Source organism: Aurantimonas sp. E1-2-R+4 (assembly GCF_036549515.1).
GTDB lineage: Bacteria > Pseudomonadota > Alphaproteobacteria > Rhizobiales > Rhizobiaceae > Aurantimonas > Aurantimonas coralicida_A.
In genome coordinates this window covers 1-15,485 of record NZ_JAZHLK010000005.1, presented here as the reverse complement: position 1 = coordinate 15,485, position 15,485 = coordinate 1, and the positions used below count along the sequence as shown (strand labels likewise).

General features: G+C 64.9%; 16 protein-coding genes. 10 read left to right on the top strand and 6 right to left on the bottom strand.

Annotation, left to right across the window (positions count from 1 at the left end; genetic code table 11):
* From VQ045_RS03755 to fae, 5 genes are all read left to right on the top strand, one after another.
* A complete protein-coding gene (locus tag VQ045_RS03755) occupies positions 1–1,116 on the top strand; it encodes an ATP-grasp domain-containing protein (protein ID WP_331829209.1) in 1,116 nt (371 codons plus the stop codon).
* Positions 1,113–2,084: a methenyltetrahydromethanopterin cyclohydrolase gene (gene mch / locus VQ045_RS03750; protein ID WP_331829208.1), complete on the top strand. Its 972-nt coding sequence runs from the start codon at positions 1,113–1,115 to the stop codon at positions 2,082–2,084. Before VQ045_RS03755 ends, mch begins: the two co-directional genes overlap by 4 nt.
* Positions 2,068–3,024, top strand: coding sequence for a RimK family alpha-L-glutamate ligase (locus VQ045_RS03745; RefSeq protein WP_331829207.1), 957 nt, complete (start codon positions 2,068–2,070; stop codon positions 3,022–3,024). The genes mch and VQ045_RS03745 overlap by 17 nt, the downstream gene beginning before the upstream one ends.
* A complete protein-coding gene (locus VQ045_RS03740; RefSeq protein WP_327623148.1) occupies positions 3,021–3,905 on the top strand; it encodes a triphosphoribosyl-dephospho-CoA synthase in 885 nt (294 codons plus the stop codon). Before VQ045_RS03745 ends, VQ045_RS03740 begins: the two co-directional genes overlap by 4 nt.
* 245 nt (positions 3,906–4,150) lie before the next feature.
* Positions 4,151–4,660, top strand: a complete 510-nt coding sequence (fae, locus tag VQ045_RS03735) for a formaldehyde-activating enzyme (RefSeq protein WP_327623147.1) — start codon at positions 4,151–4,153, stop codon at positions 4,658–4,660.
* Between the two features lie 151 nt (positions 4,661–4,811).
* On the opposite strand, the gene VQ045_RS03730 is transcribed toward fae, so the two are convergent.
* The gene (locus VQ045_RS03730) at positions 4,812–5,510 is read right to left on the bottom strand and encodes a HisA/HisF-related TIM barrel protein (protein ID WP_331829206.1); all 699 of its coding nucleotides are present in this window, start codon (positions 5,508–5,510) and stop codon (positions 4,812–4,814) included.
* Between the two features lie 74 nt (positions 5,511–5,584).
* Between VQ045_RS03730 and VQ045_RS03725 the strand changes: the two genes are divergently transcribed.
* Positions 5,585–6,613, top strand: a complete 1,029-nt coding sequence (locus tag VQ045_RS03725) for a hydantoinase/oxoprolinase family protein (protein WP_327623145.1) — start codon at positions 5,585–5,587, stop codon at positions 6,611–6,613.
* Between the two features lie 62 nt (positions 6,614–6,675).
* Here the strand turns inward: VQ045_RS03725 and VQ045_RS03720 are convergent, their stop codons facing one another.
* The 5 genes from VQ045_RS03720 to VQ045_RS03700 form a co-directional block, all read right to left on the bottom strand.
* Positions 6,676–7,251 carry a DUF447 domain-containing protein gene (locus VQ045_RS03720; RefSeq protein ID WP_327623263.1) on the bottom strand — a complete coding sequence of 192 codons (576 nt, stop codon included), beginning with the start codon at positions 7,249–7,251 and terminating at the stop codon, positions 6,676–6,678.
* A gap of 38 nt (positions 7,252–7,289) precedes the next feature.
* Positions 7,290–8,693, bottom strand: a complete 1,404-nt coding sequence (locus VQ045_RS03715; RefSeq protein ID WP_327623144.1) for a DUF6513 domain-containing protein — start codon at positions 8,691–8,693, stop codon at positions 7,290–7,292.
* An 83-nt stretch (positions 8,694–8,776) separates the two neighbouring features.
* A complete protein-coding gene (locus tag VQ045_RS03710; protein WP_331829205.1) occupies positions 8,777–9,418 on the bottom strand; it encodes an amino acid kinase family protein in 642 nt (213 codons plus the stop codon).
* A gap of 181 nt (positions 9,419–9,599) precedes the next feature.
* A complete protein-coding gene (locus tag VQ045_RS03705) occupies positions 9,600–10,667 on the bottom strand; it encodes a (5-formylfuran-3-yl)methyl phosphate synthase (protein WP_331829204.1) in 1,068 nt (355 codons plus the stop codon).
* Positions 10,664–11,194 (bottom strand): DUF3280 domain-containing protein, encoded by a 531-nt coding sequence (locus VQ045_RS03700; protein WP_331829203.1) that lies wholly within the window; start codon positions 11,192–11,194, stop codon positions 10,664–10,666. The genes VQ045_RS03705 and VQ045_RS03700 overlap by 4 nt, the downstream gene beginning before the upstream one ends.
* 129 nt (positions 11,195–11,323) lie before the next feature.
* Here VQ045_RS03700 and VQ045_RS03695 point away from each other — a divergent pair, with 129 nt between their 5' ends.
* The 4 genes from VQ045_RS03695 (at position 11,324) to VQ045_RS03680 (ending at position 15,406) form a co-directional block, all read left to right on the top strand.
* Positions 11,324–12,571, top strand: a complete 1,248-nt coding sequence (locus VQ045_RS03695; RefSeq protein ID WP_331829202.1) for an ABC transporter substrate-binding protein — start codon at positions 11,324–11,326, stop codon at positions 12,569–12,571.
* Between the two features lie 282 nt (positions 12,572–12,853).
* Positions 12,854–13,528 (top strand): hypothetical protein, encoded by a 675-nt coding sequence (locus VQ045_RS03690; protein ID WP_331829201.1) that lies wholly within the window; start codon positions 12,854–12,856, stop codon positions 13,526–13,528.
* A 10-nt stretch (positions 13,529–13,538) separates the two neighbouring features.
* Positions 13,539–14,516 (top strand): beta-ribofuranosylaminobenzene 5'-phosphate synthase family protein, encoded by a 978-nt coding sequence (locus VQ045_RS03685; RefSeq protein WP_331829283.1) that lies wholly within the window; start codon positions 13,539–13,541, stop codon positions 14,514–14,516.
* Positions 14,513–15,406, top strand: coding sequence for a non-canonical purine NTP pyrophosphatase (locus tag VQ045_RS03680; protein ID WP_331829200.1), 894 nt, complete (start codon positions 14,513–14,515; stop codon positions 15,404–15,406). Before VQ045_RS03685 ends, VQ045_RS03680 begins: the two co-directional genes overlap by 4 nt.
* Positions 15,407–15,485: the final 79 nt, after the last annotated feature.

The window sequence follows — 15,485 nt, the reverse complement described above, 5'->3', positions numbered from 1 at the left end:
ATGCCCCGCCCGACTGTCCTCGTCGCCGCCTTCTCGGCCCGGCAGATTGCCGAAAGCGCGCGGCGCTCCGGCTACGACGCGCTGGCTGTCGACTTTTTCGGCGATCTCGATCTGAAGGAAAGCGCCCTTCATGGCGAGGTTTTGCGCGGCCATTATCCGGACGGCTTCGACGGCGGCGATCTTCTGGACGCGCTGGACCGGTTGGCGCAAGGCCAGTCGCCGGTCGGCTTCGTCTACGGCGCCGGCTTCGAGGATCGGCCGGAGCTGATCGAGGCGATCGCGGCGCGCTGGCCGCTGCTCGGCAATGACGCCGCCACCGTGCGGACGCTGAAGGACCCCGAGCACTTTGCCGCGCTCTGCGCCGAGGCCGCCATTCCCCATCCCGAGATACGGCGGGAAGCGCCGGAGAACCCGTCGGGCTGGCTGTCGAAGCAGATCGGCGGTGCCGGCGGCAGCCATGTGAAACCGGCGGCGAGCCAGCCGCCGGCGGCAAACCGCTATTTCCAGCGCTTCGTCGCCGGCGAGCGGTGGTCGGCGGGCATCGTTGCAGCCGGCAGCAAACTCGCTCTGCTCGGCTTCACCCGGCAATGGGCGGCGCCGTCGATCGCCGAGCCCTACCGCTATGGCGGCGCGGTCGGCCCCCTGCAGCCTCCAGAACCGGCCGGTCGCGAAATGCTGGCGCAAATCGAACGCCTGGTGGCGCGCGTGCCTGTGACTGGCCTCTGCAGCGTCGACTTCGTGCTCGCGCCCGACGGGCCTGTGCTGCTCGAGATCAATCCGCGCAGCGGCGCCACCATCGACGTCTTCGACACCGACAGCGAACCGCTGTTCGGCCTGCATCTCGGCGCCTGTCAGGGGCGGTTGCCGGAGCGCTTCGCCGGCCCGCGTCAGGTGCGCGCCACCGGCCTTGCCTGGGCGGACGATGAGGTCACGCTGCCGGAACACTTCGTCTGGCCGGACTGGACGCGCGACCGGTCCGCCCTGCCGGTCGTGTTCCATGCCGGCCAGCCGCTTTGCACGATCGTCGCCGAGGCGGCGACCCCGACGGCGGCCCAGGCGCTGTTCGACAGTCGCGTCGCCGACATGCAAGAACGAGTGGGGAGGAGAGCGGCATGAGCGGCGCGCAGAGGCTATCGGTGAACCAGGGGGTGGTCCCAATGGTTGCGGCGATGAAGACGCGGGCCGCCGAACTCAGGCTCGCCATCGCGATCGGCGCGGCCGGCGAGACCCTGATCGACGCCGGCGCGTCGGTTCCCGGCAGCCTGGAGGCCGGCCGACTGATCACCGAGATCTGTCTCGGCGGCCTCGGCACCGTCAGCTTCGAGGCCTCACCCCATCTTGTGCGCTGGCCGTTCACCTTGACGGTCCGCTCCTCGCAACCGGTTGTGGCCTGCCTCGGAAGCCAATATGCCGGCTGGCAGCTGACCAGCGGCGCCGGCGAGGATTCCTATTTCTCGATGGGCTCGGGTCCGGCGCGGGCGCTCGCCGGCAAGGAGGAATTGTTCAAGCACATCGCCTATGCCGACCGCGGCGACATCGCGACATTGGTGCTCGAAGCGTCAAGCCCGCCGCCGGAGAAGCTGGTCCGCCAGATCGCCGCGGATTGCGACGTCGCGCCGGACAATCTCGTTATCATTTTCGCGCCGACCCAGAGCCTCGCAGGCTCGGTGCAGATCGTCGGCCGCGTCGTCGAAGTCGCCCTGCACAAGGCGCATGAGCTGAAATTCGACCTGTCGCGCATCGTCGAGGGCATGGGCACCGCCCCGCTCAGCCCCCCACATCCGGATTTCGTGACAGCGATGGGCCGCACCAACGACGCGGTAATCTATGGCGGCCGCATCCTGCTTCACGTCACCGGTCCCGCTACCGACGCCAAGGCCCTCGCCGAGCAACTTCCGAGCAGCACATCCAAGGACTACGGCACGCCATTTGCGGAGATATTCCGCCAATACAAGGGCGACTTCTACCAGATCGACCCAATGCTGTTTTCGCCGGCCGAAGTCGCGGTCGTGGCATTGGAGACCGGCGAGACATTCAGAGGCGGCGCGGTCGATCCCAAGCTCGTCGATGCGTCCTTTGATTGATGCACCCTCCCTGGGGCCGGTGCGGATCCTGCTCGTCACAGCGCGGATCGACCGGCACGCCCGCGAGCTGATCCAGGCATTCGGCGACCTCGGCGCGGAGGTTCATACTGCGGGCCTTGCCGAGATCGGTTTCGACACCGGCGCGGCCAGCGGACTGACCATTCCTCATTTCGGCGAAAACCTTCCCGATGCGGTCTGCGTGCGCACCATGGATGCCGGCAGCTTCGAGCAGGTGACCCGCCGGCTCGGCGTGCTGCATGCCCTTACCCGCCTCGGAGTCCTCGTGTCGAACGACGCACGGGCCATCGAGAACTGCGTCGACAAGTCGATGACCAGCTTCCTCATCGCCCGCGCTGGACTGCCGAGCCCGCGCAGCTTCACTGTCGAATCCCGCGCCGAGGCCTTGCGGATCACGGCGGCAGAGGCCGGCCCGCTGGTGCTGAAGCCGCTGTTCGGAGCGCAGGGCAATGGATTGAAGCTGATCCACACCGCCGACGATCTGCCGGCGGCCGAGGATATTGCCGGCGGCGTCTACTATCTGCAGCGCTTCGCCGGGGTCGAAACGGCCGGGCGCTGGAGCGACGTGCGCATCCTCGTCTCGGCCGGCCGCGCCGCCGCATCGATGCGGCGTCAGGCCGCCAGCTGGATCACCAACGTCAAGCAGGGCGCCGAGCCGATGCCGATGCCGCCCGACGGTGACCTTGAGGCCCTCGCCGTCGCCGCCACAGAGGCCGTCGGCGGCGATTTCTGCGGCGTCGATCTCCTGCGCGACGCGGCTGGGCGCGCTCAGATCATCGAGGTCAATTCGATGCCCGCCTGGACCGGATTGAAAAAAGCCACCGGCTGCGACCTCGCCGCGATCCGCGCGCGCGATCTGCTGGCGCAGGTTGAAGCGCGGCGTGCGGCGAGCGCCTTTCGGTCTCTGTCGGCAGCAGAATGAGCATCAGACCGGCCATGATCGAGGCGGCCTTCCTTGCCGCATGCCGGGCCGAGCTCGACGCAGTGAAACCGGGCAACGTCCACCGCTTCGCCCCCGGCCATGGCATGAGCGCCACCACCTTCGAGGCCGCAGCCCTTGCCGCGGCGCCCTTCATTGCAAAGCCGGGCGCCCGCGTCGGCGCCCGCGTTCGCGGCGCAACCGAGGCAAGCTGGGCGGCGACCGGCATGAACACCAATCTTGGCATCGTGCTCCTCGCCGCCCCGCTCGCCGCGGCAGCCGAGATCGCTGACGATGTCTCCGCAATGTCTGGTTCAAGCCTCGGCGCGCTTCGCCGAGCACTGGAAGCCGTCCTTGCTGATCTCGGGCCGCAGGACGCGCGAGACGTCTTCACGGCGATCGCGCGCGCCTCTCCCGGCGGCCTTGGCAACCGGGGTACCCACGACGTCCGCTCACCACCGTCGATTGGTTTGATAGACGCCATGCGCCTCGCAGAGGCGGACGATCTCGTCGCCCGGCAATATGCCAACCGATTTCGCGAGATTTTCGACATCGGAGTTGCCGCGATCGCCGCTTCCGGCCGAACCGGAGAAACATCTCCGGGACGCAGCCCAGCCCTCGATTGTTTTATTGCCTTCTCTACCCGATTTCCCGACAGCCATATCCTGCGCAAATTCGGGCCAGACGTGGCCGAATCCATACGGATACGAATGGACGAATTCGCCAAGCGTTTGAAGCAGGAGCCAAATCCGGACGCGGCGCTCGCCCTCGCCCTCAGCTTCGACGCCGAACTCAAAGGCGGAGGCGTCAATCCCGGCACGTCGGCCGATCTGACCGTCGCCAGCCTTTTCGCGAGGAGCCTTGCGGAAGCCGTTCGGTGGTGATTGACTGTCGTCCATAGGGGGCCATTTGACCCTTTTGCTATCTGGCTAACCGGTCCCGTGCGGGACGCCGCCAACAAGGATAGCCGTATGCCGGACCTGTCGTGTCTGGCGACCGGGAGGAGGAACGGTCGTGCGGCCTAATCCAGGCGCGTGGATAAGTTCGCCTTTTCGGGAATCGGAAGTTCTTTAACCGGGCCGGCGGCGACGCCGGACCAGTTAGCAGCCTATTTGTGGAGGAATAGCTCATGGCAACCATCAACAAGGTCATGGTCGGCGAATCGCTCGTCGGCGAAGGCAACGAAGTCGCCCATATCGACCTCATCATCGGACCGCGCGGCAGCGCGGCGGAGTCGGCGTTCTGCAACTCGCTGACCAACAACAAGGACGGCTTCACCACGCTGCTCGCGGTCGTGGCCCCGAACCTTCCGTGCAAGCCGAACACGGTGATGTTCAACAAGGTGACCATCAAGGGCGCCAAGCAGGCCGTCCAGATGTTCGGCCCGGCCCAGACCGCCGTTGCGCGCGCCGTAGCCGACTCGGTCGAAAAGGGCATCATCCCGGCGGCCGAGGCCGACGATTTGTTCATCTGCGTCGGCGTCTTCATCCACTGGGAAGCCGAGGACGACGCGAAAATTCGCGATTATAACTATCAGGCCACGATGGAATCCATCGAGCGCGCCATCAAAGGCACGCCGACGGCCCAAGAAGTCGTTGCCAAGAAGGGTACGGCGTCGCATCCGTTCGCCGGGGCTTAGACAAGAGACCATCCCGGAAAAGACGACAAGCCGGCGATGCCCGCCGGCCTTCTCCGGCGATTGGCCGCCAAATTCGGTTTCCAGTAGAGACCGACCTTCCAAGGAAGCGAACAACAGGAAAAGGGGCCCATGCGGCCCCTTTTCGCTGCCCTCAGCGGTAAAAGCGCCGCAGCGCCTCCGGCGACAACCGTCCGTCGTGCAGCGCCGTCGACACCAGCGCGCCGGCGATCCCGGCTTGTTCCAGCGCTTCGATATCCTCCGGCCCCCTGACGCCGCCGGCCGCGTAGACTGCCCGTCCCTCAGCGCGAGCGATGATCGAGCCGAGGCGAGCAAGGTCCGGCCCCGCGCCGCTGCCGACCCGCGCCAGCGTCATGACGATCACCCGGTCCGGCCAAAGCGTCGTATCTTGGAGAATCTCCGGCGGCCCCAGGAACGCGTCACCCCTGAAATCCAGCGACAGGATGACCCGCTTCGGGCGGGTGAGTGCCGCAAGGGCCGCGGCGTCCGCGATCGATTCGGTGCCCATCACCGCGTGCTGGCGCGGCGCCCGTTGCAGGCGTTCGGCGCCGGCCGCGGTCCGCAGGCCGGCGTCGACCCAGAATTCCGTGTCCGGAAAGGCCTCGCCCAGCGCGGACAACACGGCCGCGTTCGGCGGCCGCCCCTCGATCGCGTCGAGGTCGGCGACATAGAAGGCGGAAAAGTTCCCCAGTGCCGCCAAACCCTTGGCCACCGCGACGGGATCGGCACTGTCGCTGAGCGGGGTTTCGATCAGCCGGTAGGCCTGGCGATCGCCCATGACCCCGCGCACGACGAGACCGCCCATGATGTCGAGCACCGGAATGATCCGCATGAAAGCCCTCGGGTCGCATCGTTCGAACATTCGATGGTATAGGATGGCGCGTATCAGAGGCGGGCGGAAATAGCATGACAAGAACGCTGGGTTGGGACGTTGGCGGCGCGCATCTGAAGGCGGCGCTGGCCGAGGGGGACCGCGTCCTCAAGATCTGGCAGGAGCCCAGCCCGATCTGGCAGGGCCTCGCGCATCTCGATCGGGCTCTCGCGACCATTCTCGACGAGGTCTCCGGCGTCGAGCGCCACGCGATCACCATGACCGGGGAACTGTCCGATATCTTCGCCTCGCGTCGGGAGGGCGTCGAGCAGCTGACCCGAGTCTTCACCGAGCGGTTATCCGGCGACATCTCGCTCTATGCCGGAGCGACGGGCTTCATCTCGACAGGCGATTCCGGCGCCCATGCCGCCGAGATCGCCTCGGCGAACTGGCATGCCAGCGCGGCGCTCGCTGCCGCCTCGATCGAGGAAGCGCTGTTTCTCGACATGGGCTCGACCACGACGGACATCGTGCCGGTCAGCGACGGCCACGTCCGCGCCCGCGGCTTCACCGACCGTGACCGCCTCGTTCACGGCGAGCTGGTCTACCAAGGCTATACCCGCACCCCCCTGATGGCGGTGGAAAAGCGTGTCCCCTTCGCCGGTCGGTCGATCCCGGTGATGAACGAGTCCTTCGCCACGATGGCCGACGTCCAGCGCGTCATCGGCATACTCGACGAGGTGGACGATCTGCATCCGGCCGCCGACAATCAGGAAAAGACGGTCGACGCCTCACGCCGGCGCCTCGCCCGCATGGTGGGCATGGATGCCGCGGATGCTGGCGACGGCGCCTGGGAATGGCTCGCCCATGCCTTCGCGGAGGCGCAGATGCGCCACATCCACGACGCGGCGTTGCAGGTGTTGTCGCGCGAAGACCTGAGCGACGACGCGCCAGTGGTCGTCGCCGGCGCCGGTCGGCCCGTGCTGCGGCGCCTCGCGGCCCGCCTCGACCGCGGCGTCGTCGACTTCTCCGATCTGTTCGATTGCCCGGGCGAAATGCGCGACGACATCTGCCGGGCCGCTCCGGCGGCCGCCTTGGCGCTGTTGGCCGAAAGTCGCGGCTGAGCAGCCCAGCGGTCATCACCTGATCGACGTCACCGGTGGCGGGAGCACCGGGCGCCCGCCGGTCATCTTTCCCCTTCGACCTCGGCGAGATGGTCGATCACCTTCTCCAGCAGCCAGTACCAGGCCTGTTCCTCGTCGGGGCCGGCGGTCTTGTCGATGGCGATCTTCAGATAGGCAATCTCGTCCTCGATCTTCTCGGCCGGCAGCATTTTCAGCCGGCTCACCAGGATCGCCGCCTCCAGCACTGCCGCCTTGGCCCGGTTCATCCCCTGGAACGGCCGGTGCTGACCGGAGGCCGCGACCCGGCACGTAAACCGCGGCCTCTGCTCGTCCGGTGTGACGGAGACGACTTCCAGAACGTCATGAGAGAGCGCGGCTTCGAGCCGCGGCACCTTGCAGCCGTCGATCGGTGTCAGCGGCCAGTCCTTGCGACCGGTCAGGCAGCCGGCGAAGATCTTCACCTCGTCGGTGTAGTTGACGACGGCGACGCCGGTCGCCTCCAGATTGGCCAGCGTTGTCGACGGGCGGAACGGCGCGATCACCCAGCCCTCGCCGTCCTGGATAATCCCGAGCGGCGCGATGTGGACATTGCCAGAGGCGGAGCAGGTGGTCAGGATGGTCTCGCGGATATAGGGCATCGGAACTCTCTGCATGGAAACCGTGACGCGGTCGGCCGCTACAATGATGGCGTCTTTTTCGCCTTTAACGTATGCCCCGCCGCTTCGAGCTTAGTCCGATCCGCCTCAGGGCGCGGCGCGGCGACGCCGAAGTCAAGCGGCCCGTCCTGGGCGTAGCGCTTTCCCAGCCGCCAGGCGATCTCCGCTTTCTGCAACTCGGCACCGAGATAGAAGGCGTGGCCGACATCGCCCTCGACCGCGATCTTGGGGAACAGATCGAACGCATCAGTTGCGATGAAATGGCCGTCGCGGTTGTAGAGGTGGATACCGTCCTCGGCAGTCTCGATCCGGTAGTTGCGGTCCTTGATCGCCGCCGCCTGCTCGGCAAGCTCGTCCGGCGTCGACGCGAACGGCTTGACGTCATGCACCTGCAGCAATGCCTTGGAATAGCCGCGCGGCAGCGCGCCATCTTCGCGGGCGGCAAAGAGCATTCGCCTTGCCGCGTCGTGCTCTGCGATCGTCTGGCGCGTGTGCGAACTGACATGGACGACGAGGAGGTTGCGGATTTCAAGCTCCGAGCAGATGCCGAGTAGCGTCGCGGTGATCCCCGACGTGTCGGCGTCGGTGAGCTCGGTAAGGTTGCCGGTGCCCATCAGGATGTCGACGTCCGGATAGGCTTCACGCAGACGATGGTAGCGGACCAGCGAGTCGGCAAAGCCGAAATGAATAGGATCGAGGATCGGGTCGGCGATGAAAGCGATGCCCATGTCCCGCGCCGCGGAGATCGCGCGTTCCAGCGAGGCAACGTCATGGGGCCGGGCCGGCACGAGGATCGGCACGGCGTCGCCTTCGCCGGCGATCGCCAGCGTCTCCTCGGTCAGGGACAGGAGGAAGTCCGCCCCCGCCCTGTTGCCGCGCGCAAGCTCGTCCGGATCGGCGGAATCGACGCTGACACGGTGGCCCTCGCCCTTCAGCGCCAGCACCGCGTCTTCGAGATGCGCGAAGGGCGTATCGGGCAAGCAGCCGAGGTCGATGACGTCGGCGCCGGCCGCCCGCATCGCCTCCGATCTCAGGACGATCTCGTCCACGGACAGCGCCGAGGCATCGACGATTTCGGCGAAGATACGCATGTCGTGCCGCGACAGATCCGGCGGCGCGCCCTTGCGACCGAGAAAGGCCGGCAGGTCGGCGAGTTCGTCCGGTCCGCGCACGAAAGGGATCCTGAAGTGTTGGGAGAGGCGGTCCAGATCCGCCCGGCAGCGGCCGGGAAGGATGACGCGATCCGCCACCACCGGCTGTTGCAGTCGCCGCGCGATGATCTCGCCGGTGGCGAGCGCCGCGACCTTCACCCCGATATCGGCGATCGCCCAGTCGAATTCGGTCGCACCGAGCCCTCGCAGCAGGCGCTCGAGCCGTGGCCGCGCCAGATGTCCGGTCAGAAAGAGCAGCTTTTCGCGCGCCATGCCCGGCTATGTCGACCATTCCGGCGCGGTTGCAAAGCCGCCGGGCGGGCGTAGCGCCAAGCCCGGATCGTCGGGGCTTCGCCTCACCCGGCGTTTGCCGCCACGAGTACGCGCCGCCGCATCACAGGATGCCCGGGAATTTCTCCCTCGGCCAGGCGTACGCCGGCAAGACTGAGATCCGCCGGTCCGGCGACATAGACGTCGGTTGCCGGATCGAGCAACTCGGTGAAACACTCGTCGACGATCTGTGCCCCGGCAAGAGCGTCGATGGTGGCGTTTTCCGGCAAATCGATCTGTTTGAACAGGCAAAGCCGTGCACCGGGAAGCCGTCCCGCCAGCCAGGCGGCAAGACTATCCGAGGTCACGCTCCAGTTTTTGGGGATCTCCGGCGCCGAAAGCACCAGCTGGCGTGGCATCCAGACCGGGATGTCGCCGCGTTCGAGCGCCGCCATGATCGCGGCCTCGTCCGCCGCCTTCACCATCCGCCCGCCGAGACCGACGAGCGCGCAGCCGAACTGTTCCATCGCCAGGATCGCCATCTCGTGCGCTGCCTCGTCGCCGAAGCCCATGCGCGGCTGGTAGCGCCTGACGGCATTGGCGAACGGACCGCCGCCCGGCACGACGACGATCGGCAATCGCGCTTGCTCGATCGCCGCCACCCACCGCACCAGATCAGGCGACGCCGCGCAACTGCCACCGATCTTGACGACGAGAATGTCCTTCATGCCTTGCCACCTGCCCTTCGGATGCGTCTCTCCCGGGTGAAATGCCGATCGGATTCCACCCCTGTGCCATGACGGCCTTGATCGGCCGCTCTGATCGTTGGCGAACGCCGAGGCGCTCAACCGCAAGGTAACAAGAGAACGACGCTTCGCCGCCGCTGTAAAGCGCTGATTTCGAATGGCCCTACCCGGTCGGTCCGGCGCGGCGGCGCGTCACCGCGATCCCGACGGCAGCGGGACCAAGCTCGAGCTTTTCGACCCGCACCGTCACTTCGCGGACGCGGACGTCGTCAAGCACGGTCTCGGCGAGCTCCAGCGCCAGCGTCTCGACGAGGTCCGTATGCCCGCGCGCGGCGAGGCTGCGGATCGCGTCGATGATCACGTCGTAGGAATAGATCTCCGCCATGCACCGGGCGCCTGGGACGATCGGCTCGATCTCGGCCTCGACGGAAAAGCGCACCTTTTGCGTGCGGCCGCGCTCATGGCCATAGGCGCCGATTTCCATCGGCAGGGTGAAGTCGCGCACGAAAATAAGGTCGCCGGCGACAGCGGTCGACGCGACACTCCTTGAGGCGTCTTGCTCCGCCGGGATCAGCGCGCGTATCGCCCGAACGGCATCGAGATCGACCGGCCCGTCCCGCGGGCCAGCCGTCAGGGCGCCGCGAAAGCCGAGATAATCGGGCTGCAGCACAGCCAGCCGCGGCACGTCCGGCGGCTCCAACGAGCCCGCGAGCCCCGTGATCAGCCCGAGCCCCCGCGCCTGTGTGACAAAATCCGCCAGCTCGGCCAGCGACAGATGCTGAAGCAGCCGGCCGCTCGACTTGCCGATCGTGTCGATCATCGCGCCGGCAAATCCGGCCTCGGCCAGCACCGGCAGCAGCGTAAAATCCGGGTCGCCATCGGCGAAGAACACCGCGATCAGCCGGGTGCGCAAGGCCGGCTCCCGCAACGCCTCGATGACGGCCAACCGCTCCTCCCGGCTGGCCGGAAACAGGCCGATCTTCACGTAGTCGGCCGCCTGCCGCGCTTCGACCGCGCGCCGGACGACGTCCGGCTGCATCGGCAGGTCGCCGGCCACCGCCGAGACCGGCCGCCGGCCGGCGACGGCCCGCAGCGTCGCATCGAGGACGGCTGGCGACACCGCGCCCAGCGCGCCTTGCGCCGGGTCCTTCAGATCGACGAGATCGGCGCCGCCTTCGATGACGATCTCGGCCTCCTCGGGGCCGGTGACGCTGGCCAGCAGGCGGATCAAGGCGCGGCCTCGAACTGCTTCTTCAGGACGTTCTTCCACAGATAGGCGATCCCCCTCCGCCAGCTTTCGTCGGTGTTGGAGCGGATGTCGGCGCTGCCGCGCGCGATCGGCTGGCCGGTCTCAACGTCGAAGGCATAGGCGTTGATGTTGAGTATGAGGTTCGACACCTTCTGGACGGTTCCGGTGACGGCGATGTCGGCGCCGAGCGTCTTGGCGAAGCTCAGCGCACAATTGCCGCAGCTTTCCAGATTCTGCGCCAGTGCCTTGTCGCGCACCGGCACGATGTCGACGCTGGCATAGCCGGGAAGCGTGTCGATGTTGCCTCGCAGCGCCGGCGCCATGGTTTCAAGCCGGGTCTGCTCGTCCGGGTTCTTTCCGATCATCGAGCCTTCGAGGCTGGAATCGATCAGTTCGAAATCGAACACGGCAACAGTCTTTTCCGCCGCGAAGGCGGGGGCGGCCAGGAGCAGCGCCAGGACAACGGGAAAAAGTCGCGCTTGTCTCGGAATGCGGGGTCCGTAACACATGAAAGCTCTCGTCTGTCTGATCCGGCGCCCAGCCTCGGCAATGATTCATAAGCTTTGAAGGGCGCGCTGCAAGACGCTAATTGCGAAAGACCGCCGGCCGGGCCGGCAGCGGAATGGGAGGAACCAGCATTGACCACACCGGCCAGAGACCGCTTGCGGCGGGTGCTTTGCGGAACCGCGGTGCTCATCCTCCTGACGACCGGAGCCCCCGCACAGACGGACACCGCCCCCGCGCCGGCCTCAGTCCAGCCCGTGACACAGACGGTCAAGATCGGCTTCCTCAGAACCTATGAGCGCACCCTGGCGCTCTCCGCCCTCGACATCCCGCCGGCCGACATCGGCCTTGCGGGCGCGACGGTGGCGATCGCCGACAACAACACCACCGGCTCGTTCATGGGCCAGAACTTTACCCTCGACGTGACGACGCTCGCCCCCGGCGACGACGTCGCCGCACCGGCGCAAGACATGCTCGCGAACGGCATCCACTACATCGTCACCGATCTGTCGCCCGACGATACGCTCGCCGTCGCCGATCTCGCCAAATCCCGGAACGCCCTCGTCCTCAACGCCGGCGCGACGGACGATCGGTTGCGTGGCGAGGGCTGCCGCGCCAACATGCTGCACACGGCCCCGTCGCGGGCGATGCTGACCGACGGCCTGGCGCAATACCTCATGTGGAAGCAGTGGCGGAACTGGGCGCTGGTCGAGGGCGACCACGAAAACGACCAGCTCTTCGCCGAGGCGTTGAAGCGCTCGGCCAAAAAGTTCGGCGGCAAGATCGTCGCCGAGAAGATTTTCGCCGACAAGGGCGGCGCCCGCGCCACCGATTCCGGCCAGGCGCTGGTGCAGCGCCAGATCCCGGTATTCCTGCAGGATCTGCCCGAGCACGACGTCCTGCTGGTCGCCGACGAGAGCGAGGTGTTCGGCACCTATGTGCCCTGGCGAACCTGGCTGCCGCGCCCGGTCGCCGGCACCGCCGGGCTGCAACCCGGCTCCTGGCATCCGGCGAGCGAACAATGGGGCGGCGCGCAGATCCAGAACCGCTTCGTCGATGTCGCCGGCCGCCGCATGGAATCAAAGGACATGCAGGTCTGGACGGCGATCCGGGTAATCGGCGAGGCCGCCTCGCGCACCCAGTCGGTCGACCCGGCGACCATCGACGCCTTCATCAAGGGGCCGGATTTCACCGTCGCCGCCTTCAAGGGCCAGCGGCTGACGTTTCGCGACTGGGATTGGCAGCTGCGCCAGCCGGTACTCTTGGGCACCGAGGCCTCAGTCGTCTCCGCCTCGCCGCAGGAAGGCTTTTTGCACCGGGTCTCCGAACTCGACACGCTGGGGGTGGATAGGCCGGAGACGACATGCCGGATGGGGGAGTAGGGGGAGGGCAAATCGATCTGGTCGTACAGCCGAGATAAGTGAAAATCCGCAACTCGGATTTGAGCTTGGGAGCTCCTTCTGGTCAGTTTTTTATAGTGGAATCCTGCCGAATTTCCCAAACTCCCCTTGATATATTTAAGTCTAACAACAAGTGTTCTCTGAAAGCGTAGCGTGGAAAAGTTGATAATGTAACGGAATTAGCGGATGCGATCTTGGCGATCGCCGACGAGCCTGACGTGGCTTGCGGCGCATTCGCTTCTCTTACTCATCGGCATGCTCTTCATGACGACTGAGGGCGGGGAGCTATTCGGGAAATCTTTAGGCCAGAGCGTCGGAAGCGGTTTGCTCGCGACCGGCATCGCAGGGCTTGTGCTGTATCTGTATGTCCGATCGAGCGAGCGGATGCAAAGTCGTCTAGAAGTGATCACTGAAGCTGGAATCACGAATGTATTTCGCCATCGGTCGGTGCGCATTAAAGAGCAGTATAATGCGCGGTTGAGGAAAGCAAAGCAAATAGACATCATTGGCCTAGGGCTTTCGTCATTTCGCGAGGACTACGCTCGTGAGTTCGGCGAGTGGTCACGTCGTGCGAAAGTTCGGATATTGTTGATCGATCCCGACTTCCCGACGAAATCCCAGAGCTTGGCGGATTTTCGAGATATCGAGGAAGGCGGGACGAAGGGGGAAATCCGAAACGCCGTCGAGGCGTTTGAAGCCGAAGTCGCTCAGCACGGAGACATTGACGCATGCAGGTTCAAAATGCGCCGCATGCGGACGATCCCAGCAATCAATCTTCTCCGCATCGACGACGAGATCTTTTGGGGGCCTTATCTAATGGACGAGCGTAGCCGCAACACCCCAACGCTACTCGTGCAACGCGGCGGCTTCATGTTCAATGAGCTCGAAAGACATTTTGAAGCAACATGGAAATCCGCCGTGCCGGCTCCGGAAGAATAATCGCTTGTCGGTGTCGGTGACCGCAGGCTCGAGAATCCATGTCTCACTGGCGGACATGGGTTTCGTTTCGCCCCGCGCTTATGGCGGCGTGGGGTTCATGGTCAATCGCACAGCATCCCGGGTTGAGCTTCGACGAAACGATCGTGTTTTCGTCGAGGGAGTCGCGTCTCTCGATGAAGATGCCCGCCGTGAGCTAATCGAATTGCTTCATTCGCTTGTCGAAGAAAGCGGCGTCGGCGCGGCCGCCACCATAAAGGAACATGCGCCTCAGCATGTCGGCTTCGGTACTAAAACAGCGCTGAAGTTGAGCATCGTCGTTGGGTTTGACGAGCTTACCGGATCATCGCGTGATCGGGCTGCGCAGCAACGCGCGAGCGGTCGTGGCGGCGCTTCCGGCATCGGGGTGCACGGGTTCTACGAGGGTGGTATTTTATGGGACGCCGGTAGGCCGCGGGATCTCGTCGATGGCCTGCTGCCCTCTCGGGCTCATATGGCTAATTTGGCGCCGCTATTGATGCTTCGAATTCCGTTCCCCGATCAATGGCGTATCGGGCTTTGCATGCCAGTGGCATCGTCGGTTCACGGGGTTGATGAACGTCGCTTTTTCGACGAAAATGCCCCCATCAAATCGAATGATGCGTTACGCGCGATGGCGCTACTTTATCATGGCGTTCTGCCTGCCTTTCGCTCCGTGGATATTAAGGCGCTAGCCTCTGCTATGAAGGCCATGGCGACAGTAGGATTCAAGCGTCTGGAAGTCGAGCGTTGTGGTACACCAGTCGAACGGCTCTTGGAATCTTTACATTACGAGGGCTATGCTGCCGGCATGAGCAGCATGGGGCCGCTAGTTTACGTGATATTTGATGGTGCGAATGACGCTATTGCTGAAGAGATTCAATCTATTTGTCTTTCGCGCGAGGCCGCGTGGCTCGGCTCGTATAGTGGGCTCAACCGAGGCGCAACCGTCCGTCGACTGGTAGTCGCGTGAGGCCGCACTATGGCGACGTCTTTCGGTTCGACCGGCTTCTGAGGACTTTTTTCTACACTTCGAACGCAGACAAGCTCATTCAGGCCCGCCTGATCTTCATGCGAAACGGCTATCAGCTGAACCACTATCGGAGCCGACACGAGCCTTATGATGAGGATTATTCCCTCGGGACCGAGGGGTTGCTTAGCGAGGCGCTCAAGCAGGTAAGCCAGGAGTTTGAGCGTCGATCGGTTTTCTTCGTCGAGGATACCTCGCTGCGATTGGAGGCCCTGAGCGACAACAACGACTATCCTGGCACCCGGGTTAAGGAGTGGTTCGCGGACACCTCCTTCGAGGAATTGGACAGGCAGATTGCGCTGCGCGGTGGTGACCGTCGCGCCGTCGTGAAGTCGGACATCGCACTGCGACTACCGTCGCTATCGCAGCCGATCTTTTTTCATGGAGAGACGTCGGGCGCCGTAGCTACGGAGCCGCCGCACTTCGAGGCCTCGCCGCAATATCCATGGCTGACTCCGCAGACGTTCAACGGCTGGTTTGTTCCCAATGGCTCGGGAAAGCGCCTCGGAGAAATGGAGTTTGAGGAATCGCTTGCCTTCGACTTCCGTGCGAAGTCTATCGGCTCGTTGATCGAACGACTCGAGGAATTAAACGCGGCGCTCAACATAGGCAGTCGCAACTACATCGTTCGTCGTCCAGCTGAGCCGAGCATCGAGGCTGGAGACCAGCTGTCCTTGCTGCCAGCTGATCGGCGGAACGTCCTCATCGTCATTGGCCACAAGTGCGCCGGCAAGACGACATTCAGCGATTTCCTGACAACTCAGCGTCCAGCAGTGTTTGCATTGGAGGGAAGTTCGCTTCTTAGAGTCGGTCCGGAAAGTTGTTCAATTTGAACAAAGCCTTCGCAGCATTAGGCGGATAGACGCCAGTTTGAGGAATGCGAGCGCGTTGCGCGACAGGTTCTCGAAATCC